The organism is Streptomyces sp. NPDC021562 (assembly GCF_040640875.1).
Taxonomy (GTDB): Bacteria; Actinomycetota; Actinomycetes; order Streptomycetales; family Streptomycetaceae; genus Streptomyces.
Genome location: NZ_JBFACN010000031.1, coordinates 57,550 through 84,271 on the forward strand (window position 1 = coordinate 57,550; position 26,722 = coordinate 84,271).

Here is a 26,722-nt window from a genome sequence, read left to right on the forward strand (position 1 = left end):
AGGTGCGGGGGCGGCGGGCCGCCGTGCGGCGCCCACGCGGCGGACGCGGACTCAGCGGGCCGCCGTGTTCGTCCGGGGCGCGCAGGGGCGCCCCGGACCACCGGCTGTCGTCAGGCGACAGCGGTCCCCGCGGGCGGACCCCGGGTGGTGATCGCATGGCCGAGGAGCAGCAGCCGCGGCGCCCGGTCCGAGCGGCGGCGGTACGGCCGGGGGCGCGGCGGCCCGGCCGGGGCGGGCCGGGCGAGCAGCAGCCGCAGCGGGGCGGTGAGCCGGCCGGCCACGGCCCGCAGGACACGGAACGCGGCGCGCTCGCCGTGCCCGAGCCACAGTCCGCACAGCAGCGCGGCGAGGAGGTGGGCGGCGAGCATGCCGGTCGCGCCGGGTCCGGTGCCGCCGAAGCCCAGGTACCCGAGGGGGTCCGACGGCGCCGCGGCCATGTGCATGCCGGCCATGCCGCCGGTCGCGGCACTCGACGTGCCACCGGTCATGTCCATGTGCATGCCGGTCATGGGGGCCGTCGGGGCCGTCCACGCCTGGGCCGCGGAGAACCCGGAGTGCAGCGCCGTCTGGGCACCCAGCGTGGCAAGGACCACCAGCGGCAGTCCGCGTTCGCGTCCGGCGAGCGACCAGCCGACGGCCGTGGTGGCCACCAGGCCGGTGGCGAGCGCGGCGGCCGGCACCGGACTGCCGGACATCAGGACGTGCCCGACGGCGGCGAGCAGCACGCAGACGGCCGCGAACACCGCGGACCGTAGCGTGCGCGCACACCGACCTGCCGTCATGGCGCCTCATCCTTGCATCCGGCGCTGGGTTGTCAGGGAGTGGTACGCAGACGCACAGGCGGCGTGCTCAACTCACAGGTCGGCCGATCCGGTTCACAGCGGGCCGCGGGGCCGTCAGCCCGTGCCCACGGGCCGTCCGGCACCCCTGGGCGTACCCGGGTGGCCGTCATGTCCACCATGATCGTGCGGTCGTCGTCCAGGTCCTCCCTGACGCGCCGCAGCCGGCCCGTCCCGTCGACCCAGAACCGCAGTGAGGGGGGCGCGGAGAAGATGTCGTAGCGGCGGCCGCCGATGCGGTCCTGGCCCACGTGGCGCCGGGCCGAACGGGCGAACAGGCGGGCGCTGTCCGGGCGGTCGGCGGCCAGGGACAGGGTCAGCCGCAGGGCCGTGTCCAGGGACGCGGGCCCGTAGGCCCGGCGGATCCACACCCCGCGCCGCAGCCGCCCGGCCTCCGCCACCGCCTGGGCCAGGGACGCCGGCCGGGTCAGCGGCGCCGCGCTGCCGTCGGTCCTCGGCCGGGCCACCGCCAGGCCCCGGGTGTCCCACGCCAGCAGCCCGCGCTCCGCCGCGTCGCCCGTGTCGAACCAGCCCACCGCCCGCTGCCGGTGCTCGTCGACCACCGCGCGGACCACGGCCGTGCCGCCGGGCAGCGGCGCCCGTACCGTCACCGCGGCCGGACTGTCCCGGTAGGCGCGGAACCGGGTGAGGGCCAGCCGCCGGGCCTCGTCGGCCGTGAGCGGCCGGGGGGCGTCGCCGCCTGCCACGGCGTACGGGAGCACCCCGCACACCGCCGTCACGACGGCGAGGGCGGCCCAGGTCCAGGGGGATCGCATCGGTGTCCGCATGGTCACGTACCTACACGGGGACGGGCCGCGCCCGGTCGACACCGGTACGCGGCCCGCGTTGCGTCACCCTTGCGGGGTGCGTGGTGTACTCCGTGCCTACGCCGTGGCTACTCCGTGGCGAGGGACAGCACGGCCGCGCGGATCACGTCGGCGACCTCCCGCGGGTGCGCGAGCATGACCAGGTGCGACGAGTCGACCTCGACGGTCGTCATGCCGGCGCGCGCGTAGCCGTAGCGCTCGACGTCCGGGTTGATGGTGCGGTCCGAGGACGACACCAGCCCCCAGGACGGCTTGGTCCGCCAGGCCGCGACCGGTGCCGCCTCGGCGAAGGCGGCACCCGCCAGCGGCCGCTGGGACACGGCCAGCACCCTGGCCAGGTCCGGCTCCACGTCGGCGGCGAAGATCTCCGGGAACCGGTCGGGGTCCACCGTCACGTCGGTGCCGGGCTCGTCGGAGCCCTCGACCGGGAACGGCGTGTACACGAGGGCCGAGGCGAGCTCCGAGTCCGGGAAGCGGCCCTGCAGCTCGCCGAGGCTCTCGCCCTCCGCCAGGGCGTACCCGGCCAGGTAGACCAGGGCCCGGACGTTGGGTTCGGCGCCCGCGACGGTGATGACGGCACCGCCGTAGGAGTGGCCGACCAGGACGACCGGGCCGGGGACGGCCCGGACCACCGAGGCGATGTAGGCGGCGTCACCGGTGAGACTGCGGTTGGGTACCGCGGGCGCGAGCACCTTCAGGCCGTCGGCCTGGAGTTCCGGGATCACCCGGGCGAAGCTGGAGGCGTCGGCGAAGGCCCCGTGCACCAGGACGACCGTCGGCAGCGAGTCGGTCATGTCAGGCGCCGTGCAGGGCCGTGTGCAGGGTGCGTGCGGCCAGCGAGATGGCGGCCTCGGCGGCGTGCGTGCCGCGCAGCGCGTTGAGCATCACGAAGTCGTGGATGATGCCCTGGAAGCGGACCGCGGTGACCGGGACGCCGGCCTCGCGCAGCTTGTTGGCGTAGGCCTCGCCCTCGTCGCGCAGCACGTCCGCCTCGGCGACGATGACCAGCGCCGGGGGCAGGTCCTTGAGCTGCTCGGTGGTGGCGCGCAGCGGGCTGGCGGTGATCTGCGCGCGCTCGGCCTCGTCGGTCGTGTACTGGTCCCAGAACCAGAACATGCCGTCGCGGCGCAGGAAGTAGCCCTCGGCGAACTGGTGGTAGGAGGCGGTGTCGAAGCTCGCGTCGGTGACCGGGTAGAACAGCACCTGCTGGAGCAGCGGGACCCCGCCGCGCTCCTTGGCCATCAGGGTGAGCGCGGCGGTCATGTTGCCGCCGACCGAGTCACCGGCGACGGCGATCCGGGTGGCGTCCAGGTCCTTGGCCGCGCCCTGCTCCACGACCCACTTCGCGACCGTCCAGTTCTGCTCGATGGCGACCGGGTAGCGGGCCTCGGGCGAGCGGTCGTACTCGGGGAAGACGACGGCGGCCTGCGCGCCGACGGCGAGTTCGCGGACCAGGCGGTCGTGGGTGTGGGCGTTGCCGAAGACCCAGCCGGCGCCGTGGATGTAGATGATGACCGGCAGGGTGCCGGTGGCGCCGGCCGGCTTCACGATGCGGGCCCGGACCGTGCCGGTGGGACCGCCGGAGACCGTGATCCACTCCTCGTCCACGGCCGGCTTGGCGATCTCGCCGGACTGCACCTCGTCGACGGCCTTGCGGCCCTCCTCCGGGGCGAGGTCGAAGAGGTACGGCGGGTTGGCGGTGGCCTCGACGAAGGCCTGCGCGGCGGGTTCCAGCACCGGCTTGACGGGCGAGGGGGCTTCGGACATGCGAGTCTCCTGGGATTGCGTACGGCGCACCGGTCGGTTCCGGTGCCGCCGGGCCCCACGGTAGGAGCGTGCCGGGCACGGCAGTTGACCGCGAGCGCACATCCGGCGGCCCCGCAGCGCACGCCGGGCGACGCGCCGCTCATCTCCGTCCGAGATGACTGACATCCCGGATGATCGCCGCGTGCCGGGAAGTACGGCGGTCGGTGCGGCGCTGTGGGGTACGTGCATACCGAGCCTCCTGTGAGGAAGGTCCCCGTGTCCCAGTCGTCGTCCGAAGTCAGCTCCCCGCGCCGGGAGGCGCCCGCCGGGTCCGCCCACGGGGTGCCCGGCTGGCTGATCGCGCTGTTCGCCGTCGCCTCCGGGATGACGGTCGCCAACCTGTACTACGCCCAGCCGCTGCTGTCCGAGCTGCGCGGTGTCTTCCACATCGGCGAGTCCGCCGCGGGCGCGCTGATCACGCTCACCCAGGTCGGCTATGTGATCGGCATGGTCTTCCTGGTCCCGCTCGGTGACCGGCTGGAGAAGCGGAGCCTGGTCACCGCCCTGCTGACGGTGACCACGCTCGCCCTGGTGGCGGCCGGTCTCGCGACCGGGTTCCCCATGCTGCTGGTCGCCTCGCTGGTCAGCGGTGCCACGTCCGTGGTGGCGCAGATCCTCGTGCCGTTCGCCGCGAGCCTGGCGCCCGACCACGCCCGGGGCCGGGTCGTGGGCCGGGTGATGAGCGGCCTGCTGACCGGCATACTCCTGTCCCGCACGCTCAGCAGCCTGGTCTCCGGGATCGCCGGCTGGCGGGTCGTCTACCTCGGCTCGGCCGTGCTGATGGCGCTGCTGGCGGTGGCCCTGCGCGCCGCCCTGCCGCGGCACGCGCCGACCACGTCCGTGCCGTACCACCACGTGCTGCGCTCCACCGTGGCACTGGTGCGCACGCATCCGGTGCTGCTGCGCCGCGGCCTCTACCAGGCGGCCATGTTCGGCGCCTTCAGCGCCTTCTGGACCACCGTCTCGTACGTCCTGACCGGGCCGCGATTCCACTACTCCGCCGTCGGCGTCGGGGTGTTCGCGCTGGTCGGAGCCGCCGGTGCGGCCGTGGCCCCGTTGGCGGGGCACTGGGCCGACCGGGGGCTGACCCGGCCGATGACCGGGGCCGCGTTCGGCGTCGCCGCGCTGGCCTTCGCCGTGGCCGGTCTCGGTCAGCACAGCGTCGTCCTGATCGGCCTGGCGGCCGTCGCCCTCGACATGGCGGTGCAGACCAGCCTGATCCTCGGACAGCACACGGTCTACCAACTGGACCCCCTGGCCCGGGCCCGCCTGAACAGCGCCTTCATCGCGATCTTCTTCATCGGCGGCGCCATCGGCTCCCAGGCGGCCTCCCTCGCCTTCCGAGCGGACGGCTGGACCGCGGTGACCCTGCTCGGTGGCGCCCTGCCGATCCTGGCCCTCCTGTACTGGCTGACCGAACCTCGACGGGGGGTGACGCGGTCGGCGTAGGGCCCTGGCGCCGGGAGCCGGGGTGAGGGCGTGTCTAGGATGCGGCGGAGGTCGTCGCCCGGCTCGGACGGGCAGCTGTGTCGGTGGGAGCGGATGATGGACCTGCGGCAGATGGAAGTCGTGGTCGCGGTGGCCGACGCGGGCGGGTTCACGGCGGCGGCGCGGCGGCTGCACGTGGTCCAGTCCGCCGTCTCCGGTACGGTCCGCGCCCTCGAACGCGAGCTGGGCACCCCGCTGTTCACCCGGACCACGCACCGGGTCGGCCTCACCCCGGCCGGCGAGGCGTTCGTGCCGGCGGCCCGGCAGGCGCTGCGCGCCGCCGAGGCGGCCAGGGAGGCGGTCGACGCGACGAGGGGTGAGCTGCGCGGCCGGGTGACGGTCGGCACGATGCAGGGCGTCTGGGCGGACCTGCACCTCGCGCTGGCCGCGCTGCGGGCGGAACATCCCCGGGTGGGCGTCCGGTTGCGGCAGGCGGCGGTCGCCGACATCCGGCAGGCGCTGCGCGAGGGCACGGTGGACCTGGCGGTGGTGGCACTGGACCGGCAGCAGCAGCGCGGGCTGGTGACCCGGCTGCTGTCCCGGGAGGAGATGGTCCTGGTGGCCTCGCCCCGCCGTGGTCTCCCCGTGAGCGGCCCGGAGGACACCGTCGACCTGGCCGACGTCGCCGAGCTGCCCCAGGTGGAGTTCATCCCCGGGTGGGCCATCAGGGACGCGGCGGACCGCGCGTTCCGGGCGGCCGGCGTCGAACGCGCCACGACCTTCGAGGTCAACGACATCGTGGCCGCGTCCGAACTGGTCCGGGCCGACCTCGGCGTCTGCATCATGCCGCCGACCATCGCCCGCCGCTTCCCGGACCTGAGGGCCTACCGGTTCACCCGGCACGCGCCGAGCTGGAAGGTGATGGTGGTACGACCGCCCGGCGAGCCCCCGGCGGCGGTCGCGGCCCTGCTACGCCACCTGCACCGGCCACCGGACCCGAACCGACCACCGGCCGCGAGCGAACCGTCGGACGTCCACGGTCCCTCGGACCCGAACTGAGCAGAACCTGAACAGAGCACCGGACCCGAGCCGACCTCGAACCCGAGCGACCTCGGACCCGAGCGACCTCGGACCCGAGCGACCTCGAACCCGAGCGACCTCGAACCCGAGCGACCTCGAACCCGAGCTGCTACCGGACCCCTACCGACCACCGCACCCGGCCCGGTCTGGCACACCGGGCTGATCCGGCACACCGGGCCGATCCGGCCGACCAGGCCGATCCGGCCGACCAGGCCGATCCGGCCGACCAACCCGGACGGGCCGCCCAACCCGAGTCGGCCGACCGGGCCGGGCGGGCTGTCGGGGCGCGCTCGGATGCGCCCCCCGCCACGGGGACGGAAGGGGCGGCGGTCGAATCAGTAGGTGTCGGGCTCCGGGATCACGTGCATCGCGGCCTCCTCCGCCGACGCGCCCGCGCCGTCCAGGCCCCGGTCGGAGGCGAACAGGTCGGAGTCGGTGACCTCGTGCGTCCCCTCGTCCGGTGCGAGGAGCCGTCCGGCACGGTAGTCGCCGACCTCGTCGTCGACGAGTTCGCCGTCCGTGTCCCAGGCGTCGCCGATACCGTCGCCCTCCGGGACGCCGAGGTCGGGCACCTCCTCGGCGAGACGCTCGTCCAGGGTCTCCCCCCGCCGCCCCTCCGCCGCCGTCACCCCGGTGTGCTCCACGGCCCAGGGCCGCTCCGGCGGCGAGTAGCCCTCGTCCAGGGCCTCCTCGCCGGCCCGGTAGTCCAGGGTGTCCGCGGCGTCCAGCAGCCCCGCGTCGTCCTGCACCTCCGAACCGTCCGGCTGGTAGACCTCGTCACCCATCGCCTCGTCGGTCATGTCCGCTCCATCGTTCCCAAGGGGCAGTTCCGAAGGGACGGATCCCCGGCGGCAGCCCCACCCCATCGACCCCAAGTATCGGGGCGCGGGCCCCCGTCCCGCCCGCCGATCGTGAATCTGTGCGCTCCCGGAGCACGACAGGGCACTGTCGTCACTGTTCCTCGGCCGCCACCCGCCGCCACTGCGCCGGTGACATCCCGTACGTCTCGCGGAACGCCCGGCTGAAGTGGGAGGCGCTGGTGAACCCCCAACGGGCGGCCACCGCGGCGATCGACCGCCGGGCGGCGCCGGGCCCGGCGAGTTCCGCACGGGCCGCGGCCAGCCGGCGGGCCCGCACCCACGCACCCATGGTGGTGCCGTGCCGCTGGAAGAGCCGGTGCAGGTAGCGCAGCGAGATGGCGTGCTGGTCGGCGATGTCCCGCGGGGCGAGACCGGGTTCGCCGAGCCGGGCCTGGACCGACGCCGTGATCCGCTCCCACAGGGCCGACTCGGGCGGCTCGCCGATCCGCTCGACGGCGAGGGTGGCCAGGATCTCCGGGACGGCACGGGCGAGTTGCTCGCGCCGGGACGCGCCGGAGCGGGCGACCTCGTCGAGGAGCCCGTCGAGCAACGGCAGCAGCAGCGCCGCCGCTCCCCCGGCGGCATCGTCCACGACGGTGGCCGTGAGGGTGTGCAGCTGGCGTTCCTCCAGCCGCAGCAGGGCGCGGGGCAGCATCAGGATCCGCGCCCGCTGCCGTTCGGGGAGCACGACGCGGAACGGGCGGCGGGCGTCGAGGAAGGCCAGCCGGCCGGGCGCGAGTTCCGCGGTGCGGCCGTCCTGGAGCAGCAGGGCGGTGCCCGCCAGCTGCCGTCGGACCAGGATGTGGGTGCGCGGGTCGGCGGCGACGGTGCGGGCGTCGCGCAGGATCGCGCCGGGGCCGAACTCCTCGGTGGCGATCTGGAGGGCGCCCAGCCGTTCGGCGGCCAGGGTGCCGGTCCACGGGCGGTCCCGCTCCACGCCGACCTCGACGTCCACGAAGGTCCGGGAGAGGGCGCGCCGCCAGGCGGCGAGGCGCTCGTCGGCTGCCGGTTCCCGGGTGGCGCGGGTGACCGCGGTCAGCACGGCGCCCCGCCCGCCCGTACCCGGTCCAGCCAGTCGGTCGGGGACAGTCCGTAGGCGGTGCGGAAGGCCTTGCCGAGGCCGGCGGGGCCGCTGAAGCCCCAACGCCGGGCCACCCGGCCGAGGTCGACGGAGCCGGGCGGCTGCGCGGCGAGTTCCCTGCGGCACTCCCGCAGCCGCAGTTCGCGGATGAACCGGCACACGGTGGTGTCCTCGTCCTGGAACAGCCGGTGCAGGTAGCGGACCGAGATGCCGTGCGCCCGGGCGATGCCCGCCGGGGTCAGCCCGGGGTCGGACAGCTGCCAGCGGATGTACGTCCTGACGCGCAGCAGCAGGACGCCGTCGGCGCCGGGCAGTTCGGCGGGGTCCTGGGCGAGCTGGTCCGCCGCGGTGGCCGCCACCAGGTCGACGACGCTTCCGGCCAGCCGCTGGGCCGTCGGGGCCGGGTACGACTCCGAGGTGTCCGCGAGCCGTTCCAGGAACGGCGCGAGCAGGGCGGGGAGTCCTCCGCCGGGGCTGATCGCGCGGCCGGTGAGCCGCCGCAGGTCGGCCTCCGGGAGGTCCAGCAGGCGCCGCGGCACCGCGAAGATCTTCATCCGGAAGCGTTCCGGGAAGGCGGTGCGGAAGGGCCGTACGGTCTCGAAGAACCCGATGTCCCCGGCCCGCAGTTCGGTGCTGCGGCCGTCCTGTTCGACCCGGGCGCGGCCGGTGCTCTGGACGGCCACGAAGACCTGCTGCCCGTCGCCGCGGGCGATGAAGCGCGGCGCGCGGTGGACCGTGCCGGGGTCGGCCTCCACCGTGGTGATCTGCAGCTCGCCGAGGCGGTCGGTGCGCAGGGTGGCGTCGTAGGTGCGGCCCTCGGTGGTGATGTCCATCCCCACCAGGGTGTCGAGCACGGCGTCGTGCCAGTAGTCCAGGCTCTCGCCCGGCGGCACCGAGCGCGTGGTCAGCACCCTGGCGCGGGGGCTCTCCTCGGGGGAGTCGATGACGGTCGGCATGGTGTCAGCCTCACCCGGCGACGGGTGCCGGCGCATCAGTCGCCCGACTGGTCCTCGGTGGCCGCGACGGCCGCTGGGGTGGCGGTGCCGGGCTCCGTGCGGGGTGGCCGCGCGGGGTCGAGGCGGGTGCGCAGGAAGGAGCCGCCCGTGCGGATCGCGGCCCTGGTGGTCTCGCTGTCGGCCAGGGCGTGCAGCGCCACGAAGTCGTGGACGGTGCCGAGGAACCGGACGGACAGCGCCTCGACGCCCGCCTCGGTGAGCAGCCGCGCGTACTGCTCGCCCTCGTCCCTGGCCACGTCGGCCTCGGCGGTGACGACCAGCGCGGGCGGCAGTCCCGCGAGCTCCTGCGGGCGGGCGCGCAGCGGCACGGCGGTGGGTTCGGCGCGCCCGGCCGGGCCGGTGACGTACCTCGCCCAGTAGGCGCGCAGTGCCCGGCGGGTGAGCAGGTGGCCGGTGGCGAACCGGCGTTGCGAGGCGCTGTCGCAACGGGCGTCGGTGAGCGGGTAGTAGAGGAGCTGCGCGGCGATCTTCGGGCCGCCGCGGAGCTTGGCGAGCATGGTCACGGCGGCGGCGAGGGTGGCGCCCGCGCAGTCCCCGGCCACCGCCAGCCGGCCGGGGGCCAGGGCGAGTTCGCGGGCCTGGGAGACCGCCCAGGTCAGCAGGGCGTAGCACTCTTCGAGGGCCACCGGGTAGCGGGCCTCGGGGGTGCGGCTGTACTCGGGGACGACGGCGCACACGCCGGCGTCGGTGACGAGTTCGCTGATGAGCCGGGCGTGGGTCTGGGCGTCGCCCAGGGTCCAGCGGCCGCCGTGCAGGTACAGCAGGACCGGGAGCGGTCCCGGCACCCCCGCCGGGCGGACCGTCCAGAAGCCGAGCAGCCCGGACGGACCGACCGGTGCGGTGCGGAAGACGGCGTCCACGGCGAAGTCCTCGAACCGGTCGGCCTGGGTCTCCCGCAGCGCCTGCCGTGCGCTGTCCGGGCCGAGGTCGTCGAGGGCGGGCGGTGCGGCGGTGGCGCCGAGCAGGCGCCGCACGGCCTGGTCGAGGACGACGGCGGTGGCCGGCCTGCCGGGTGTCACGGGCACTCCCGCGACCGGTGTCCCGATGTCATGAACGTCCGTCCGGCCGGGCTCCTGGTGTCACGGGCTGTCCTCCGGCCGCCGTCCGTCGGCCCGCTCACCGGCCCTGCACCAGGTCACGGAGCTGGTGGCGGCTGCTGATGCCGAGGAGGGGATACACCTTGTACAGGTGCGAGCCCACGGTACGCGGCGAGAGGAAGAGCCGCTCGCCGATCTCCCGGTTCGACAGGCCGCCCGCGACGAGCTGGACGATCTGCCGCTGCTGAGCGGTCAGTCGCTCCAGCGGACCGGCGTCTTCGGGGGCCGGTGCGGCGCCGCTGGCGCGCAGTTCGCGCTGGGCGGCGTCCGCGAGGGTGCCCGCGCCGAGGTGTTCGGCGGTCTCCAGGACGGTGGTCAGCTGGGCGCGCGCCTCCCGGGTGCGGCGGGAACGGCGCAGCCAGATCGCGTAGTTGAGGCGGACGTGCGCGCACTCCCACGGCCAGCGGTTCGCGGCGTGGTTGACGAGGGCGAGCTGGTAGTGCTGCTCGGCCTCGCGCTCCGGGCCGACCAGGGCGGTGGCGTGGTGCAGCAGCAGGGTCATCCTGGTACTGGGGCGGTCGCCCTGGTCGGCCCGGACCCGCTCCAGGACCGGCAGGGCCTCGGCCGGGCGGCCGGTGCGCTGGGCGGTGACGGCGAGTTCGGCGATGCCGCGGGGCGACAGGTGGGGGTGCAGGGGTGCTCCGTCGGCGGTGAACAGGCCGCGCAGGTGCCGCCAGCCGTCCTCCATGTCCCCGCGCAGGACGGCGACGAGGCCGCGGGCGCGCAGCAGCCGGGCGTGGGTGGCCCGGTTCTCCTGGAGGCAGACGGCACGCCAGACGGACGGCGTGAGCCGGGGTTCCGGGGACGGGGCGCCGCGCAGCGCCCACAGGGTCAGGGCCTGTGCCTCCAGGTCGGCGGTCAGGCCCGGCAGCCGCAGTACGGCGGCCTCGGCGCGGGCGTCCTCGATGACGGACCCGGCCTCGGTGAACCGCCCGACGGCCAGCAGGGTGTCCACGTGCGGGACGACCGACCAGCCGCGCAGTCCGAAGGCGCGGGCGGCCCGCAGCCGGTCGTCGGCCGTGCGGGACCGCCCCAGCTCCGCGTCCGCCTCGTCGGCGTGGTGGGCGACCGCGGCGAGAACGGTCCGGACGACCGGCGCGTCCGGACCGCCGAGCGGGGCCCGCGGCCGCCCGAGGCCGGCCCGCGCCCCGGGGGCGGTCCCGGGCCGCGCCACCACACCGACCAGCGCCGCCATGGCGCGCCGGGCCCCCGCGGAGTCCAGCCCGGCCAACGGCCCCTCCCCCTGGAGCGGCCGAGTCACATCGCCCACCCCGGCCCCGCCACCCTGCCCGGTCCTGCCGGCCCCCTCGCCCCCGGGCGTCAGGCGTACCCGGTCGAGCAGGGTCGGCAGGGTCGCCCTGTGGTCCGGCAGGCCCGAGCGGGCGGTGATGCCGGCGGCCAGGGTCGTGAGGGCGAGGGCGAGGGTCGGGTCGAGGGCGGGGAAGTGCTCCGAGGCGGCGGTCAGCAGCTCGAACGCCTCGCGCTGGGCGGACTCGTGGGACAGGGCGGAGGCCAGGGCCCCGGCCGCCACGCACAGGAGTTCCGGGTCGGCGTCCTCCTGGACGAGCCGGCCGTACAGCTCCCGGGTCCAGTCGGGGTCCCCCACCGCGAACGCCGCCGTCAGTGCCGCGGCGAGCCGGCGGGCGCGCTGCGAACGCCCGGGACTGAGCCGCGCCGCCTGCTCCAGGTCGCGCGCGGCCCCCACCGCGTCCCCGCGCCGCCAGGCGGACCTTTCCAGCGCCGCGGCGACGGACGCGTCCGTGCCCACGGTGGCCGCGGCCCGGTGGCGTGCCCTGGCCTCGGGCCGGGCGGCGACCTCCGCGAGGTCGCGGTGTGCCCGCTGGCGTTCGGCCGCGGGACGTCGCAGCCAGGCGGCCGACCGCGCCAGCGGATGCCGGAAGTCCAACCGGTCCTCGGCGAGCACGACCAGCCCGGCCGCCTCGGCCGGCGCCCACACCGCGAGGTCGGCGGTGCCCAGGGCGGCCATGACGGCGGCGACGCTCTCGTCCGGTTCCGCGGCGGCCGCGTACAGCAGGGCCCGGCTCGTCGCGGCGGGAAGCGCGGCGAGCCGGGCGCCGAAGACGTGCTCCGCGGGGGCGTGCCGCACCGCCTGCGCGGGGCCCGGCGCGGCGCGGCCGAGTTCGACGAGGGCCAGCGGGTTGCCCGCGGCCTCGGCGAGGATCTCCAGACGGTGCCTGCCGGTGGGCGGCAGCGGCAGCCGGTCGAGGAGGGCGGCGGCCGCGGCGGCGTCCAGCGGGCCGAGCCGCAGGGTCTCGGTACCGGGTGGCGGCACGGGCAGGGCCGCCTCGTGGCGGGCGCCGAGCAGTATCGTCAGGGCCCGGGCGGGCGGCAGCCGGGCCGCGGTGAACAGCGTCTCCAGGAAGGCGCGGTCGCACAGGTCGGCGTCGTCCACGCACACCAGCACCGGCCGGTCGGCACCGAGCCGGTCGAGCAGTGCCGTCACCGCCGCGGGCAGGTCGTCCTCGTCCGGTCGCCCGTCCCCCGGCGGCACGGCCGACGACGCGAGGAGCTGCTGGGGACCGGCGGACGCGGGGCGCGGGTCCCCGGCCCAGCCCTGCGCGGCCAGCACCCGTACACCCTCGGCCCCGGCCCGCTCCCGGACGTGCCGGAGCAACGTCGTACGCCCGATCCCCTCGTCGCCGACGAGCAGCAGGGTTCCCGGGGTGCCGGGTGCGCGCCGTACACACCGCAGGATCCGCTCGATCTCGCCGTCCCGGCCCAGCGGGGCGGCCCCCGTGGCCCCCTGGAGTGGGTGGACCGTCATTCACGTACTCCCGTGGCGGTGCGTTCTGCCTGGCCAGGGGAATCCTTCACGGCGTCGCGGCCGGTCCGCTTCCGTCATCTGACCAGTCACCGCGGTACCGGTCGCCCCGGTCGCCACTGGCAGGATGGTCGTACCAGCGCGCACACCTCGACCCGTGGCGGCGCACCGACGAGAAGGACGTTCATGCACGGCGGCACCGACCACCCCCGCGAACCACGCATCCTGGGCCGGACCGCCGAACTGGGCCGCATCGACCGGCTGCTCGCGGCGGTGGACGGCAGCGGTCCCCAGGTGCTGGTGCTGACCGGGGAGCCGGGGGCGGGCAAGAGCACCCTCGTCGACCGGGCGGCCGAGCGGGGCCGGGAGCTGGGCCTGGGGATCCTGCGGGTGCGCGGCAGCGAGGGGGAGGCGGGCCTCGGTCTGTCGGGGGTGCACCAGCTGCTGCATCCGCTGCTGCCGGGCGACGGGCTGCCCGCGCCCCAGCGGGAGGCGCTGGACCGCGCCTTCGGTCCGGACGGGGCGGGGTACGAGCTGAAGCTCGATCAGCTGTCCCTGTGCGTCGGTGTGCTCGCCCTGGTCACCGCGGCCGCCGCCCGCCGGCCGCTGCTCCTGCTGGTGGACGACGCCCAGTGGCTGGACCTCGGTTCGGTGGACGTGCTGGGCTTTCTCGCCCGGCGGCTGGAGGGCAGGCCGGTGGTGCTGCTGCTGGCCGCCCGCGAGGACGGCGTACCGGCCCGCTTCGACCGGGACTTCCCCCAGGTGAACGTGGGTCCGCTGAGCCGGACCGCGGCCGGGCTGCTGCTGGACGCGCAGCCGGATCCGCCCCGGGGCAAGGCACGGGCCGAGATCCTGAGGCAGGCGGCCGGCAATCCGCTGGCCCTGATCGAGCTGCCCCGCGCGCTGGCCCGCGGCCGGAGCGCGGACGGCGGCCAGGGCGCCGCGGGTACCGCGCTGCCGCTCACCGCGCGGCTGGAGAACCTGTTCGCCGCCGACCTGCCCGCGCTGCCCGCGCCCACCCGCCGGGCCCTGCTGCTGGTGGCCGCGGCCGGCGCGGCCCAGCTGGCCGACCTGATACGGGCCGCGCCCGATCTGGACGTCGTACAGGCGCTGGACCCCGCCGAGCGGGCGGGGCTGGTGCGGGTGGCGGACGGCAGGGTGCTGCCGCGGCATCCGCTGGTGCGTTCGGCCGTCTACCACGCGGCCTCCTTCCACGAGCGCCGGCAGGCGCATCTCGCGCTGGCCGCCGCGCTGACCGAGGAGCCCGACCGCCGGGCCTGGCAGCTGGCCGCGGCGGCCACCGGCCAGGACGCGGAGGTCGCCGACGCGCTGGCCGAGAGCGCCGAACGGGCCCGGGACCGGGGCGGCTACGCGGCGGCCGCGACCGCACTGGAACGCGCCGCCGAGCTGACCCCGGTGCCGGACCTGCGCGCCCGGCGGCTGCTGACGGCCGCCCAGGCGGCGATGTTCGCCGGCCATCCGCAGTGGGTCGGCGAGATGAGCGGCCGGGTCGGCGGGATCACCGAGGATCCCCGGCTGCGCGCCGAGGCCTCGCTGCTGGGTGGCTGGGCCCTCGGGGTGACGCTGCGGCACGAGGACGCGCTGACGCTGCTGCTCGGCGTCGCCGAGGCCTGCGCGGCGCCGGCTCCGGGCCTGGCCCTGGACGCCCTGAGCACCGCCGCGACGTCCGTCTACAACTCCGGTGCGCCCTACTACCGGGAGGAGCTGCGCCGGATCGGCGGCCTGATCGACACGGACGGTGACCCGGCGGGCCGTGCCTGGGTCCTGGCGGTCGGCGATCCGCATCGTGAACGGACGCTGCTGGCAAGGCACTTGACGGAGGGACTGGCCGCGCTGGCGCGGTCGGAGACCCTCGGGAACCTCACCGCGCTGGGCGGCACGACCTGGATCCTGGACGAGACCGCGCAGGCGGTGCGCATCCTCGGGCGCACCATGGACCTGCTGCGGCGGGCCGGCAGCGCGGGCACCAACGCGACCGTCACCCAGGCGCTCGCCCTCGCCCTGTTCGAGAACGGCTCCTGGGCGGCGGCGAAGGACGCGGCGGACGAGGCGTTCTGGATGGCGACGGAGGCGGGTGCCGACAACGTGACGGTGGGTGCCCGGGTCCTGCGGGCCACCCTGAGCGCGCTGCGCGGCGACCACGCGGCGGCCCGGACGCAGGCGGCGGAGGCCGTCCACGGCGTGGACCTGCGCCGCTCGCTGGGCCTCCAGGTCCGGCACCGGTACGCCGTGGGCATGGCCGCGTTCGTCGCGGGCGAGCACGAGGACGCCTACGAGCAGCTGCGGGCGACGTTCACCCGGGACTTCCGCCCGGCGCCCGTCCACTACCACGCCTCGCTCTACCACCTCGGCGACCTGGCGGCCGCGGCGGTCCGCGCCGGACGGGCGGACGACGCCCGCACGGTGGTCGACGCCGTGGCACAGGCCCTGAAGCCCGACCCCTCGCCCCGGCTGGCAGCCGTGCTGAGCCGGGCCGCCGCGCTGCTGACCGACACCGACGAGGCGGAACGGCACTTCCGCGCCGCACTCGACGACCCCGCCACCGACGCCTGGCCGTTCGAGAAGGCGCTCACCCGGCTCGACTTCGGCGAATGGCTGCGCCGGCGCCGCCGCAGCGTCGAGGCCCGTGCGCAGCTGGCCGCCGCCCTGGAGTGCTTCCAGCGCCTGGACGCCCGCCCGTGGACCGAACGGACGGGCGCGGAGCTGCGGGCGGCGGGGGCGGCCACGGGTCCCTCGGCCGGCGGTGAACTCACCCCGCAGGAGCGGCAGATCGCCGAGCTCGCCGCGCAGGGCCTGACCAACCGCGACATCGCGGCCCGCCTGTACCTCTCCCCCCGTACGGTCGGCTACCACCTGCACAAGGTCTTCCCGAAGCTGGGCATCACGGCCAGGGCGCAGCTCCGGGACGCGCTCTCGGCCGACGTGCCGCGGTGACGGTCCGCCGGCCGGGCACAGGACGGGCACCGGTCACCCGGTACCGGTGGACCTCCCGGCGCACAGCGCGTGGTCGACGAGGGCGCCGGTGGCGCGGTTGAGGGCGGGCAGGTCCGGTGGCGCGGTGGTCGTGGTGATCGAGACGGTCACCGCGCGCCTGCCGTCCGCGCTCACCGCGGGACGGGTGTTGACACCCACCCCGTCGCCCTCGTGGGTGTAGTAGTGACCGCCGCAGGAGAGCGGGATCTTGCGCAGCCCGAGGCCATAGGTGCCCTCGGGCATCTCCGCGACGTCCTCCGGGTCGTCGGTGCGCTCCACCGTGCGCCGCATCTCGCGCCACTGCGCGGCGGGGAGCAGCCGGCCGCCCGCCAGGGCGCGGAAGAAGGTGTCGAGGTCGGCGGTGGTGCTCACCACCCCGGAGTCCGCGGTGTGCTGGAGGCTGTGCTCGGTGACGTCGAGGCGCCTGCCGTCGGGGGCGGTCAGGTAGGCGTTCACGTGGGGGTCGGGCAGGCGCGGGTCGAGTCCGGGCACGGAGGTGTCCCGCAGCCCCAGCCGGTCGATCACCCGGCGCTCGACGAGCTCCTGCCAGCTCGCCCCGCCGGCCTTCTCGGCGATCATCCCGGCCAGCAGGTAGTTGGTGTTGGAGTACGCCCACCGGGTGGCCCCGCCCCGCTCGGGCACGAACAGCGGGGGGTGCCCCATGGCCACCGCGACCAGGCCGGCCGCGGGTGTGGTGTCGTACCGGTTCTCGTCGAAGTGGTGGAGCAGCCGGTCCTGGATCTCCGGGTCGTCGACGTAGTCGTACAGACCGCTGGTCTGGCGGAGCAGGTCGCGGACGGTGATGCGGCTGCCGTCGTTGCCGTGGCCCGCGACGACTCCCGGGAGCCAGTGGGCGACGGTGTCGTCCAGGGACAGCCGTTTTTCCGCCGCGAGTTGGAGGACCACGGTCGCCGTGAACGTCTTCGTCGTGCTCGCCACCCGGAAGTGGGCGTTCCACGGGACCGGTTCCGCGGAGCCGGCCGTCCGGGTGCCGATCCGTGCCATGAGCGGGCCGCCGGCCGTCCCGTCGACCCGAGCCAGCACGTTCACGTCGCCTCCCCCGGCCTGCCGGACGGCCGCCAGGTCCCGCCGGAGCACGTCCTCGCCGTAGTGCCGCGCCGGTCCCGGCGGTCCGGCGGTGGCCGCCGTCGCGGTCACGGGCGGCACCAGCGTGAGCAGCGCGGCGGTGAGTACGACGGCTCCGGCCCTCTTCGGCGTCGGCATCCGCATGGTCGGTCCCCCGGTCGTGAGTTCTGTGGTGAGTTCTGTGGTGCGCTCTGTCGGTGACGTGCACCAGCCAACCGGAGCCGGGGGCGCGCGAGAAGGGGGCGCTCCGCAGGATCCGGGGTGTACCCAGCCCCCCTACGGGTGCGCACGGCCCCCGCCGCTCAGGTTTCGAGGGCCCGGCGGACGAACGCCTCGCGGGTCGCGGTGGCCGCCCGGGAGACCGCCGCGTCCGGCGCCGTCCAGTCGAACCCGTGGAAGCCCCCGCCCCACATGTGGAGGTCCACGCTCACCCCCGCCTCGGAGAGACGGCGGGCGTAGTCGAGGATCTCGTCGCGGAACCCCTCCGCCGAACCGGTGTCGAGGTAGGTCCTGGGCAGCCCGGTGAGGTCCGCGGCGCGGGCCGGGGCGGCGTAGGGCGACACGTCCGGGCCGCCCCGCCGGTCGCCCAGCAGGGCGTCCCAGGCGTAGAGGGCGGCGTTGCGGTCCCAGGTGCCGGTGCCGTCCAGCATGCGGCTGCTGTGCGTCGTGAAGCGGTCGTCGAGCATGGGGCACATCAGCACCTGGTGGCTCAGGTCGGGGAAGCCGCGGTCGCGGGCGAGCAGTGCGGTTCCGGCCGCGAGGCCGCCCCCGGCGCTGGCGCCGAGCACGAGCAGCCGCTCGGTGCGGATGCCGAGCCGCTCCGCGTTCTTCGCGGTCCACACCAGCCCCGCGTAGCAGTCCTCGACCGGCGCCGGGTCGGGGTGCTCGGGAGCCAGCCGGTACTCCACGGACACCACCACGGCGGCGCCCTCGGCGACGAACGGCAGCACCGTGCGCAGGCCGTTGCGGCGGTCTCCCACGACCATTCCGCCCGCGTGCACGTGATAGACGCCGCCGACCGGCTCCCGTCGCCCGGCCGGGCTGAGCACCAGCAGGGTGAGGTCCGGGGCGCCCTCGGGACCGGGGACCCGGAATTCCGACAGGCGCACCCTGCCGCCGACCCGCAGGTCCTCCGGCCCCTCTCCGGGCAGCCCCTGGGCCGTCAGCCGCCGGGCCTCGGGGAGGGTCGCGTCCGACAGGGCCGGCAGGTTCTCGCGCAACTCGGCCTCGACGGGCTCCAGTTCGGGGTCCAGCGGTGGCCGTAGCGGCGCAGGACCGAGATCGGCGGCCGTCGTGCGGTCGGGCATCGTGCTCTCCTTCTCGAACCGGGCGGACTCCTCGTACCCGGGCGGACTCCTCGTACCCCGGCGGACACGCCGTCCAGCGGACGGGTACCCCGCCGTGCGCCTCGGTGCGCACCGCGTGCGCTCATCGGCCGACGGCAGGACGTCACGGGGTGGGCTGTTCGGGCGGAGCGCCAGGCGATGCGTCGCGGGCGCAGGAGGCGAGGCGGGTGGCGAGTGCGCCGACGAGGTCGCGCAGTTCGGCGGGACGGTCGATGACGAAGGGGCGGTCCAGGGAGGCGAGTACGGGAGGCAGCCAGTCGAGCCGCTCCACGCGCAGGTCGACGCGCCGCCAGCGCTCGGCCGCCGGGTCCTCGCCCGTCGCGGGCCCGGGATCCGCCAGCGCCGCGACGGCGGCGGGGAGGCGGGCGCGGATCTGCGCGACCGTCCCGTGGATCCGCAGGGTCACCTCGTGCCGGTAGTCGGCCGTGGCCAGGGCCGACAGCAGGCGCTGCGCCGGGGCGGGCCCGTCGGGTGGCTCGAACGAGCCCGGCAGGGTCCTCGCGTCCGCGATGCGATCGAGCCGGAAGGTGCGGTCCTCGTCGATCCCGGCGTCCCTGCCGGTGACGTACCACCGGCCGGAGTGGGCGACGATCCCGTACGCGTGCAGCGTGCGCTCGCTGCGCCGTCCCTCGCCGTCGGTGTACCGGACCGAGACCGGCCGCCGGTGGCGCACCGCGTCGGCCAGGGTGAGCAGGACCCCGGCGTCCGGGGCGTCGAACGCTCCGGTCCGGTCCGTGAACGCGAGGGTCTCCAGGAGCGCGGCGAGCCGTCCGGCGAGGTGTCCGGGCAGCACGCGCCGGATCTTCGCGGACGCCGTCTCGGCCGCCGTGTCCGCCGCCGTCGTCAGCCCGGTGCGGCGGCCCGCGACCAGGCCGAGCAGGACGGCCAGCGCCTCCTCGTCGGTGAGCATGAGCGGAGGCAGGCGGTGTCCGCGAGCGAGGCGGTACCCGCCGTAGCGGCCGCGCACCGACTCCACGGGCACGTCCAGGTCGATCAGCTGGTCCACGTACCGCCGCACGGTGCGTTCCTCGACGCCGAGCCGGCCGGCGAGCTCGGCCGCGGTGCGGGTGCCGCCCGACTGGAGCAGTTCCAGGAGGGTCAGCACGCGTCCGGTGGGTCGGTACATGGTCCCAGCCTAGGGCGAATACCGGACCGGTTCCGTCCGCTATCCCTCCTAGCCTGCGAAGCGCACACCGTCGGCACAGCCAGGGAGACACCGTGAACTTCGTATCGATCCGCATCATCACCGGCGACGTGGCGCGCCTCGTCGCGTTCTACGAGCGGGTCACGGGCGTACCGGCGGCGTGGGCCACCGAGGACTTCGCCGAACTCAGGACCCCCGCCGCCACCCTCGCGATCGCCGGCTCCCGCACCGTCCCGCTGTTCGCCCCAGGCTCCGCCCGCCCGGCGGACAACCACAGCGTGATCACCGAGTTCCTCGTCGACGACGTGGACCGCGTCCACCGGAACCTGACCGGTTGCGTCACCGACTTCGTCACCGGGCCCACCACGATGCCCTGGGGCAACCGCTCACTGCTGTTCCGGGACCCCGACGGCAACCTGGTCAACGTCTTCACCCCGGTGACCCCGGCGGCCGTCGCGAAGTTCGCCCGCTGAGGCCAGGGCGGCACGCCCCTCGTGCGGTCAGCGGCCGCCGAGGTCCGCCAGCACCTCCCGGGCGGCCCGCGCGCCGGAGGCGAGGGCGCCCTGGACGGAACCGGTGCCGCGGTGGTCCCCGCAGACGTAGCGGCCGGGGCCGATGCGGCAGGGACGGGTCAGCCGCCAGGGCGGCGGCATGGCGGGCAGCGCGGCCTCGACGGTGCGCGCGACCAGCAGGTCCCAGGCGCCGGTGTCGGTCCCGTACAGCTCCGACAGCGCGGTGCCGACAGCCGCCCGCACCGGCGCGGTGTCGCCGCCCAGCACCGAGGTCGCGACCAGGGCGCTGCCGCGCGGCGCGTACTCGGGTGCGACATCGCTGAGGACGCACGTGTTCAGTACGCGGCGACCGGAGTCGACCAGCAGGACGGGTCGGCCCAGGGGCGAGCGCGCAGCGACGTGGTAGTAGGTCGTGACCGTGCGGTGGGCGGGGACGTCCAGGCCGGGCAGCAGCCGCGCGGCGGCGTCGGCGCCGGTCGCCACGACCACGGCGCGCGCGGACAGTTCCGTACCGTCGGCCGTGACCACGCCCCGGCCGGCGAGCCGTGCCACGGGGGTGCCGAGCCGTACGGTGCCCTCGGGCAGGGCGGCGGCCAGGGCACGGGGGACCGCCTGGACGCCGAAGGCCGGCAGGCACAGGGCGCCGCGCAGCATGCTGCGCCACACCAGGTGGAACACCCGGCTGGAGGTGTCCAGGGCGTCCTCCAGGAAGACCCCGGAGAGGAACGGCCGGAAGAAGCCCTCGACGAACGGCTCGGAGAAGCCGGCCCCGGCGAGGGCGGCGCGGGTGGTGCGCTCCGGTGACCGCTTGAGCGCACCGGCCGGAGCGAGCGCGTCGCGGGCGCCGAGCGCGGCCAGCGCCGCCAGGTCGCGCGGCCCGGCGAGCCGTCCGGACAGCAGCGACCGCACCGTGTCGGGGCGGCGGCGCGGATCGGCCAGCAGCACGCGCCGGTCACCGGTGTGCACCAGGACGCCCGGCAGGAAGGGGCGCGGGGCGAGGAACGCGGCGGGCAGGCGGCGGCGCAGCTGCGGGTAGGCGGGGTTGACGACCTGGAAGCCGCGGTCCACCGTGAAGCCGTCCAGCCGGTCGGTCCGCATCCGTCCGCCCACCCCGTCACCCGCCTCCAGCACCGCCACGCCGAGCCCGGCGGCGGCCAGGTCGCGGGCGCAGGCGAGGCCGGCGACCCCGGCACCCACCACGACGACGTCCGCGACCGCGGATCCGTCCGCCACGGCCCACCACCTCTCCTCGTTCCTCGGGGACCTGCTGCGACGTCCGCACGGGCGCGGGGCCCGGCGTCTTCCTCAGGTACTTCCCCGTCGGCCGCCGCCACGGATGCGGCGGCACCCGAACGGGCGACCATCGGCGGCCGGCCGCATCCGGGACCGCCCGCCGGGGCGAAACCTTCCGAGAGCGAGACAACGGAAGCGGAAGTGAGCCCCCATGCACACCTCGGTCGTCGTGTTCACCTGCGATCTGCGCCTGTCGGACCATCCGCCGCTGCGCGCGGCCCTGCACGGCGGGGGCCGGGTGGTACCGCTGTTCGTGCGCGACCCGTCCGTGGACGCGGCCGGCTTCGCCGCGCCGAACCGGCTGGCGTTCCTCGCCGACTGCCTGCGCGACCTGGACGCCCGGCTGCGGGAGCGGGGCGGCCGGCTGGTGCTGCGCGAGGGCGACACGGTCACCGAGGTGTGCCGGGCGGCCGCCGAGGCGGACGCCGACGAGGTGCACATGGCGGGTGACGTGAGCGCCTTCGCTCGCGCGCGTGAGCGGCGGCTGCGCCGGGCCCTGGAGGCCGACGGGCGGCGCCTGTACGTGCACGACACCGTGAGCACGGCCGTGCCGCCGGGCGCGGTCACCCCGACCTCCTCCGACCACTTCGCGGTGTTCACGCCCTACCACCGGCACTGGTCCGCCCAGGGCCTGCGGGACGTGCTGGAGGCCCCGCGCGCGGTCACCGTGCCCGAGGAGGTGGGCTCCGCCCCGCTGCCGGAACGCGGCGCCGTGAACGGGGTGTCCCCGGGGCTGTGCGCGGGCGGCGAGACGGAGGCCCGGCGCAGGCTGGCCGCCTGGCTGCGCTCCGGCGTGGCCTCGTACGAGGACGGGCACGACGACCTGGCGGGCGACGCCACCTCCCGGCTCTCCCCGCACCTGCACTTCGGCACGCTGTCCCCGGTCGAGGTGGTGCACCGGGCCCGGCGGACGGGCGGCCCGGGCGCGGAGGCGTTCGTACGGCAGATCGCCTGGCGCGACTTCCACCGCCAGGTGCTCGCCGCCCGCCCGCAGGCCGCCGTCCGCGACTACCGCACCAAGCGCGACCGGTGGCGCCGCGGCCGGGACGCGGAGGCGGACGCCGAGGCGTGGCGGGAGGGCCGCACCGGCTACCCGGTGGTGGACGCGGCGATGCGGCAGCTGCGGTACGAGGGCTGGATGCACAACCGGGGCCGGCTGCTGGCGGCGAGCCTCCTCACCAAGACGCTGTACGTCGACTGGCGCGTGGGCGCCCGGCACTTCCTGGACCTGCTGGTCGACGGCGACCTGGCGAACAACCAGCTGAACTGGCAGTGGATGGCCGGCACGGGCACCGACACCCGGCCCAACCGGGTGCTCAACCCCGTCACCCAGGGCAAGAAGTACGACCCGGACGGGGCGTACGTGCGGCGCTGGGTGCCGGAACTGGCGGACGTGAAGGAGAGCCACGTGCACGAGCCGTGGAAACTCCCGGCGCAGGAGCTGGCGAGGACCGGCTACCCCGAGCCGGTGGTGTCCCTGGCGGAGGGCCTGGACCGCTTCCGGCGGGCCCGGGAGCGGTCCTGAACGTCATCCGGCCCCGCCGCTCCCCGCTCCGCACAGCGCGCGCAGCGCTTCCACCGCCTGCGCCAGTCCGGCCGGCCTGAGCACCTCGGCGGGCTGGGTCCGGCTCCAGCCGGGGCCGCCCAGCAGCACCGCCGGGCCTCGGCGCGTCCCCTTCATGCCCCAGCGCAGCGCGGCGACGTGCCGGGCCAGGGCGGGAGCGGCCCGTGCGCTGTCCTGGGCCCACAGCACGACCGCGACCGGTCCGAGCCTGCGGACCGCCGCGTCCAGCGCCTCGACGGGCACCGCCGCTCCCAGCATGCGCACCGGCAGACCCTCACGGCCGAGCGCGGCGCCCAGGGCCTCCAGCGGCAGCGTGTGCTGTTCGCCGGGCGCGCAGGCCAGCAGGACGCAGCCGGTCGCCGGGGCGGTCACCGGGAGGACGGGCGGCGCGCTGCGGCGCAGCACCGTGGAGACGTGCCAGGCGAGCAGGTGCTCCACCTCGACGTACCGGTCCTCGGAGGAGGCCCAGCGGCGGCCCACGGCGCGCAGCGTGGGAGCCATCACCTCCTGCCAGGCCACCACCACGCCGTACCGCTCGACGGCCGCGGTGAGCTGTTCCTCCAGGGCCGGCGCGTCCAGCCGTACGGCGGCGCGGGCCAGGCCGCGGCACTCCAGGCGCACGTCGCCGAGGGGCAGCGCGCCGGCGGCCCGGGACCGCGCCGCGGCCGGCGGCAGCGCCGGGGCGGCGGCGGTCACGGGCGCGGGCGGCGGCTCGGCGGCGGCCGCGCGGGCGGCGCGGGCGGCGTCGGCCGGCGGGATGCCGGTCGCCGTCAGCCTGCACATCTCCTCGACGGTGGCCACGTCCCCCGCCGTCCAGCGCCGGTGGCCGCCCCCGGTGCGTGCGGTCGGTCCGATGCCGTAGCGGCGGTCCCAGGAGCGCAGGGTCATGGGCGAGACGCCGAGACGGCGCGCCAGCACTCCCGTGGTCACGCCGGCGCCGCCGGGTACGGCGGCCGGTTCGGGCGGGGGCTGCCCGGCGGGGTTCGCGGTGGTCATGTGCTCCTCTTCCCGTGCCCGGCACCCGGGTTCCCGGCGGCAGCCGCCGAGCCGTCCGCCGGGCGGCCTTCCTACGCGGCCTCGCCGTCCAGGCAGCGGCCCAGGCGGAGCAGGCCGCGCCGGGCGTGGCTCTTGACCGTACCCAGCGGCCAGCCGGTGACATGGGCGATCTGCGTCTGCGTCAGATCACCGTAGAACGCCAGGCACAGCACTCGCCGCTGGGCCTCGGGAAGGCGGCGCAGCTCCCGGGTGACGTCCACGCGGTTCAGGACCGCGTCGTGCGCGTTCGACGGATCCGGCGAGCGGGTCGACTCGCGCGCGGCCGCCGCGGCGGCGACGTCGGTGCGCCGGGTGCGGGCGGACAGGGCGTCGGCGATCTTGCGCCGGGCGATGCCCACCAGCCAGGCGGGCAGCGGGCCGCGGCCGGGGCGGTAGCCGTGGCGGCCGTGCCAGGCGGCGAGGAACACCGTCTGGGTGACGTCCTCGGCCTCCGCGCCGTCCCCCAGCGACTGCCGGGCCAGGGAGAGGACGAGAGGTGCCCACCGGCGGTAGACCGCCTCCAGGGCGCCCTCGTCCCCGGCCACGAAGCGCAGGGCCAGCGCGCTGTCGGAATCCGTCGTGGTCATGGACGGCGTCTCGGTCATGGCGACTGCGGTCATGTGGCTGCTCCTGGTACCGGATCGCGGTGCGGACGGGATCGCTCCCTGCCTCAGCACCACCGTCCGTCCCGCGCTCCCACCCGGGCAACTCGCATCGAGTCTGCATCGTCTCGCTCGGACCCCGGCCGGGTGGGCCACCACACGCGGTCCCCGGCGTCCCGCACCAGCGCCGGCACCAGCAGGGAGCGCACCACCAGGGTGTCCAGCAGCACGCCGAACGCGACGATGAAGGCGATCTGCACCAGGAAGGCCAGCGGGATCACGCCGAGCGCCGCGAAGGTGGCGGCCAGCACCACCCCGGCGGAGGTGATGACCCCGCCGGTGGTGACGAGCCCGCGCCGGACGCCCTCACGGGTGCCGTGCCGCAGGGTCTCCTCGCGGACCCGGGACATGAGGAAGATGTTGTAGTCGACGCCGAGTGCCACCAGGAAGACGAACCCGTACAGCGGTACGGACGGATCGGTGCCGCTGAATCCGAACAGGTCGCGGAAGACCAGCGCGGCCACCCCGAGGGTCGCGGTGAAGTTGAGGCCGACGGTCAGCACCAGCAGGACGGGCACCGCGAAGGAGCGGAGCAGCAGCACGAGGATGGTCAGGATGACGGCGAGCACCACCGGGACGATGACCACGCGGTCGTGTTCGGCCGCGCGCAGGGTGTCGTACTGCTGCGCGGTGTAGCCGCCCACGAGGGCGTCCGCGCCGGGCAGCGCGTGCAGCGACGCGCGCAGCCCGGCCACGGTGTCGCGGGCGGCCTGCGTGTCGGGGGCCGCCTTCGCGGTCGCCTCGAACCTGACCCGGCCGTCCGCCACCAGCGGTTGGGCCGCCGGACGGCCCTGCGCGCCGGTCGCGGTCACCGCGGCGACACCCGGGGTGGCGCGCAGGGTGCGCGCCACCCGGTCGGCGGCGGTGGCGTCGGCGACGACCACCACGGGGGTGCCCGCGCCGGCCGGGAAGTGCCGGGCCAGGGTCTGCTGGGCGGCGACGGACGGCACGTGCCGTACGAACGTCTCGTCGAGCGGGACGCCCCGCGAGTCCAGGGTGAGGGCGCCCGCCGAGCAGACGAGCAGTGCGGTCAGGGCGAACGCCCACACCCGGCGCGGCGCCCGGTCGACCAGGTGGGCGACGCGCTGCCACAGCCCGGTCGCGCCGCCCTCGCTCCCGGGCCTGGCCGGCCAGTACGCGCGGCGGCCGAGGAGGGCCAGGACGGCCGGCAGGAAGGTGAGTGCGCTGAGGGCGGCGCAGGCGATGCCGACGGCGCCGACCGGCCCGAGCGCCCGGTTGTTGGTGAGGTCGCTGAGCAGCAGCGCGATCAGGCCGAGGGCGACGGTGCCCGCGCTGGCCAGGACGGCCGGGGCCGAGCGGCGCAGGGCGGCCCGGGCGGCCGCGTGCCGGTCGCGCCCGGCGGCCAGTTCCTCCCGGCAGCGGGCGGTGACCAGCAGCGCGTAGTCCGTCGCGGCGCCGATGACGAGGATCGAGAGGATTCCCTGCACCTGGCCGTCGACGCGCACCAGCCCGTGGTCGGCCAGGGCGTAGACGACGGCACACGCGAGGCCCAGGGAGAACACCGCGCCGAGGATGACGACCAGCGGCAGCAGCAGGGAGCGGTAGACCAGCAGCAGGATGACGAGCACGGTGGCCAGGGCGACCGCGAGCAGCACCCCGTCGATGCCCGAGAAGGCGTCCGCGAGGTCGGCCTGGGTGGCGGCGGGACCGGCGAGTCGCACCTGGGTGCCGGGGACGCCGGCCGCCGCCCGCACCCGTTCCAGGGTGGGTGCGAGCCGGTCGCCGAGATCGGGGCGCAGCGGTACGACGGCCTGGAGGGCGGCGCCGTCCCGGGAGAGGAGCGCGGGGGAAGGGGATCCGGCGGTGCCGGGGGTGCCGGCGAGCGCGGCCACCGCCGCGGTGGCCGCGCGCTGCTCGCCGCTGACGGCCGCCCCGCCGTCGGCGGTCCACACCACGACGACCGGCAGGGTCTCCCGCTGCCGGAAGGCGGCCTGCTCGGCCAGGACCCGGGTGGACTCGGCGCTCCTCGGCAGGAAGGCCGCCTGGTCGTTGGTGGCGACCTCGCCCAGCCGTCCGGCGAAGGGACCCAGCAGGCCTCCGAGCACCAGCCAGACGGCGACCATGGCGAACGGGACGAGCCCGCGGGTGCGGCGGTGGGGCGGGGGTGTCATGTGACTCCTGGGGGCGCGCGACAAGGGAGACTCCCGAACAGAAAGCTCGACGGTGAACTATCTCAATGATCAAGCAATATTGCCCGACGACATGTGTCGCCCCTGCTTCTGCGCGCGCCGGATGTTCGGATGCAGCCC

The 26,722-nt window shown here is 76.1% G+C and carries 21 protein-coding genes; 5 read left to right on the forward strand and 16 right to left on the reverse strand.

Annotated elements, in window-relative coordinates; translation table 11 throughout:
- Positions 1–110 precede the first annotated feature (110 nt).
- From AB0G52_RS34605 to AB0G52_RS34620, 4 genes are all read right to left on the reverse strand, one after another.
- Complete coding sequence (locus tag AB0G52_RS34605; protein ID WP_361342097.1) at positions 111–782, reverse strand: hypothetical protein; 672 nt, start codon at positions 780–782, stop codon at positions 111–113.
- A gap of 32 nt (positions 783–814) precedes the next feature.
- Positions 815–1,615 carry a hypothetical protein gene (locus tag AB0G52_RS34610; RefSeq protein WP_361342100.1) on the reverse strand — a complete coding sequence of 267 codons (801 nt, stop codon included), beginning with the start codon at positions 1,613–1,615 and terminating at the stop codon, positions 815–817.
- Positions 1,616–1,734: 119 nt separating this feature from the next.
- Positions 1,735–2,460 carry an alpha/beta hydrolase gene (locus tag AB0G52_RS34615; RefSeq protein WP_132892229.1) on the reverse strand — a complete coding sequence of 242 codons (726 nt, stop codon included), beginning with the start codon at positions 2,458–2,460 and terminating at the stop codon, positions 1,735–1,737.
- 1 nt (position 2,461) lies between these two features.
- The gene (locus tag AB0G52_RS34620) at positions 2,462–3,433 is read right to left on the reverse strand and encodes an alpha/beta hydrolase (RefSeq protein ID WP_361342103.1); all 972 of its coding nucleotides are present in this window, start codon (positions 3,431–3,433) and stop codon (positions 2,462–2,464) included.
- Positions 3,434–3,688: 255 nt separating this feature from the next.
- Between AB0G52_RS34620 and AB0G52_RS34625 the strand changes: the two genes are divergently transcribed.
- Positions 3,689–4,921, forward strand: a complete 1,233-nt coding sequence (locus AB0G52_RS34625; protein ID WP_361342106.1) for an MFS transporter — start codon at positions 3,689–3,691, stop codon at positions 4,919–4,921.
- Between the two features lie 111 nt (positions 4,922–5,032).
- Positions 5,033–5,959, forward strand: a complete 927-nt coding sequence (locus AB0G52_RS34630) for a LysR family transcriptional regulator (protein ID WP_361342109.1) — start codon at positions 5,033–5,035, stop codon at positions 5,957–5,959.
- Positions 5,960–6,315: 356 nt separating this feature from the next.
- On the opposite strand, the gene AB0G52_RS34635 is transcribed toward AB0G52_RS34630, so the two are convergent.
- The 5 genes from AB0G52_RS34635 to AB0G52_RS34655 form a co-directional block, all read right to left on the reverse strand.
- Positions 6,316–6,780 (reverse strand): DUF5709 domain-containing protein, encoded by a 465-nt coding sequence (locus tag AB0G52_RS34635; RefSeq protein ID WP_132892225.1) that lies wholly within the window; start codon positions 6,778–6,780, stop codon positions 6,316–6,318.
- A gap of 151 nt (positions 6,781–6,931) precedes the next feature.
- Positions 6,932–7,882 (reverse strand): helix-turn-helix domain-containing protein, encoded by a 951-nt coding sequence (locus tag AB0G52_RS34640; protein WP_361342114.1) that lies wholly within the window; start codon positions 7,880–7,882, stop codon positions 6,932–6,934.
- Entirely contained in the window at positions 7,876–8,877 is a 1,002-nt protein-coding gene (locus tag AB0G52_RS34645) for a helix-turn-helix domain-containing protein (RefSeq protein WP_132892222.1), read from the reverse strand. The genes AB0G52_RS34640 and AB0G52_RS34645 overlap by 7 nt, the downstream gene beginning before the upstream one ends.
- Positions 8,878–8,912: 35 nt before the next feature.
- On the reverse strand, positions 8,913–9,956 hold the full coding sequence (locus tag AB0G52_RS34650) for an alpha/beta hydrolase (protein ID WP_132892220.1): 1,044 nt from the start codon (positions 9,954–9,956) through the stop codon (positions 8,913–8,915).
- Positions 9,957–10,053: 97 nt separating this feature from the next.
- Positions 10,054–12,819, reverse strand: a complete 2,766-nt coding sequence (locus AB0G52_RS34655) for an AAA family ATPase (RefSeq protein ID WP_361342119.1) — start codon at positions 12,817–12,819, stop codon at positions 10,054–10,056.
- A gap of 183 nt (positions 12,820–13,002) precedes the next feature.
- On the opposite strand from AB0G52_RS34655, the gene AB0G52_RS34660 reads away from it, so the two are divergent.
- A complete protein-coding gene (locus tag AB0G52_RS34660) occupies positions 13,003–15,771 on the forward strand; it encodes a LuxR family transcriptional regulator (protein ID WP_361342122.1) in 2,769 nt (922 codons plus the stop codon).
- Between the two features lie 33 nt (positions 15,772–15,804).
- On the opposite strand, the gene AB0G52_RS34665 is transcribed toward AB0G52_RS34660, so the two are convergent.
- From AB0G52_RS34665 to AB0G52_RS34675, 3 genes are all read right to left on the reverse strand, one after another.
- Positions 15,805–17,040, reverse strand: a complete 1,236-nt coding sequence (locus AB0G52_RS34665) for a serine hydrolase domain-containing protein (RefSeq protein ID WP_361342125.1) — start codon at positions 17,038–17,040, stop codon at positions 15,805–15,807.
- A 158-nt stretch (positions 17,041–17,198) separates the two neighbouring features.
- A complete protein-coding gene (locus AB0G52_RS34670) occupies positions 17,199–18,203 on the reverse strand; it encodes an alpha/beta hydrolase fold domain-containing protein (RefSeq protein WP_361342128.1) in 1,005 nt (334 codons plus the stop codon).
- Between the two features lie 142 nt (positions 18,204–18,345).
- Positions 18,346–19,368, reverse strand: coding sequence for a WYL domain-containing protein (locus AB0G52_RS34675; RefSeq protein WP_361342131.1), 1,023 nt, complete (start codon positions 19,366–19,368; stop codon positions 18,346–18,348).
- Positions 19,369–19,460: 92 nt separating this feature from the next.
- Between AB0G52_RS34675 and AB0G52_RS34680 the strand changes: the two genes are divergently transcribed.
- Positions 19,461–19,859: a VOC family protein gene (locus tag AB0G52_RS34680; protein WP_361342134.1), complete on the forward strand. Its 399-nt coding sequence runs from the start codon at positions 19,461–19,463 to the stop codon at positions 19,857–19,859.
- A gap of 27 nt (positions 19,860–19,886) precedes the next feature.
- Here the strand turns inward: AB0G52_RS34680 and AB0G52_RS34685 are convergent, their stop codons facing one another.
- The gene (locus tag AB0G52_RS34685) at positions 19,887–21,131 is read right to left on the reverse strand and encodes an NAD(P)/FAD-dependent oxidoreductase (protein ID WP_132892209.1); all 1,245 of its coding nucleotides are present in this window, start codon (positions 21,129–21,131) and stop codon (positions 19,887–19,889) included.
- 211 nt (positions 21,132–21,342) lie between these two features.
- Here AB0G52_RS34685 and AB0G52_RS34690 point away from each other — a divergent pair, with 211 nt between their 5' ends.
- Positions 21,343–22,716, forward strand: a complete 1,374-nt coding sequence (locus AB0G52_RS34690; RefSeq protein ID WP_132892208.1) for a deoxyribodipyrimidine photo-lyase — start codon at positions 21,343–21,345, stop codon at positions 22,714–22,716.
- 3 nt (positions 22,717–22,719) lie between these two features.
- Here AB0G52_RS34690 and AB0G52_RS34695 read toward each other — a convergent pair whose 3' ends face one another.
- The 3 genes from AB0G52_RS34695 to AB0G52_RS34705 all read right to left on the reverse strand — a co-directional run bounded on the left by AB0G52_RS34695 (position 22,720) and on the right by AB0G52_RS34705 (position 26,584).
- Positions 22,720–23,751: a cobalamin B12-binding domain-containing protein gene (locus AB0G52_RS34695; RefSeq protein ID WP_132892206.1), complete on the reverse strand. Its 1,032-nt coding sequence runs from the start codon at positions 23,749–23,751 to the stop codon at positions 22,720–22,722.
- 71 nt (positions 23,752–23,822) lie between these two features.
- Positions 23,823–24,410: a sigma-70 family RNA polymerase sigma factor gene (locus AB0G52_RS34700; protein ID WP_361342139.1), complete on the reverse strand. Its 588-nt coding sequence runs from the start codon at positions 24,408–24,410 to the stop codon at positions 23,823–23,825.
- 50 nt (positions 24,411–24,460) lie between these two features.
- Entirely contained in the window at positions 24,461–26,584 is a 2,124-nt protein-coding gene (locus tag AB0G52_RS34705; protein WP_361342142.1) for an MMPL family transporter, read from the reverse strand.
- Positions 26,585–26,722 lie beyond the last annotated feature (138 nt).

Coding starts and splice junctions, on each gene's coding strand:
- AB0G52_RS34605 (WP_361342097.1), bottom strand. CDS start 782: ATGACGGCAGGTCGGTGTGCGCGCACGCTACGGTCCGCGGTGTTCGCG.
- AB0G52_RS34610 (WP_361342100.1), bottom strand. CDS start 1,615: ATGCGATCCCCCTGGACCTGGGCCGCCCTCGCCGTCGTGACGGCGGTG.
- AB0G52_RS34615 (WP_132892229.1), bottom strand. CDS start 2,460: ATGACCGACTCGCTGCCGACGGTCGTCCTGGTGCACGGGGCCTTCGCC.
- AB0G52_RS34620 (WP_361342103.1), bottom strand. CDS start 3,433: ATGTCCGAAGCCCCCTCGCCCGTCAAGCCGGTGCTGGAACCCGCCGCG.
- AB0G52_RS34630 (WP_361342109.1), top strand. CDS start 5,033: ATGGAAGTCGTGGTCGCGGTGGCCGACGCGGGCGGGTTCACGGCGGCG.
- AB0G52_RS34635 (WP_132892225.1), bottom strand. CDS start 6,780: ATGACCGACGAGGCGATGGGTGACGAGGTCTACCAGCCGGACGGTTCG.
- AB0G52_RS34645 (WP_132892222.1), bottom strand. CDS start 8,877: ATGCCGACCGTCATCGACTCCCCCGAGGAGAGCCCCCGCGCCAGGGTG.
- AB0G52_RS34655 (WP_361342119.1), bottom strand. CDS start 12,819: ATGACGGTCCACCCACTCCAGGGGGCCACGGGGGCCGCCCCGCTGGGC.
- AB0G52_RS34660 (WP_361342122.1), top strand. CDS start 13,003: ATGCACGGCGGCACCGACCACCCCCGCGAACCACGCATCCTGGGCCGG.
- AB0G52_RS34665 (WP_361342125.1), bottom strand. CDS start 17,040: ATGCGGATGCCGACGCCGAAGAGGGCCGGAGCCGTCGTACTCACCGCC.
- AB0G52_RS34670 (WP_361342128.1), bottom strand. CDS start 18,203: ATGCCCGACCGCACGACGGCCGCCGATCTCGGTCCTGCGCCGCTACGG.
- AB0G52_RS34675 (WP_361342131.1), bottom strand. CDS start 19,368: ATGTACCGACCCACCGGACGCGTGCTGACCCTCCTGGAACTGCTCCAG.
- AB0G52_RS34690 (WP_132892208.1), top strand. CDS start 21,343: ATGCACACCTCGGTCGTCGTGTTCACCTGCGATCTGCGCCTGTCGGAC.
- AB0G52_RS34695 (WP_132892206.1), bottom strand. CDS start 23,751: ATGACCACCGCGAACCCCGCCGGGCAGCCCCCGCCCGAACCGGCCGCC.
- AB0G52_RS34700 (WP_361342139.1), bottom strand. CDS start 24,410: ATGACCGCAGTCGCCATGACCGAGACGCCGTCCATGACCACGACGGAT.
- AB0G52_RS34705 (WP_361342142.1), bottom strand. CDS start 26,584: ATGACACCCCCGCCCCACCGCCGCACCCGCGGGCTCGTCCCGTTCGCC.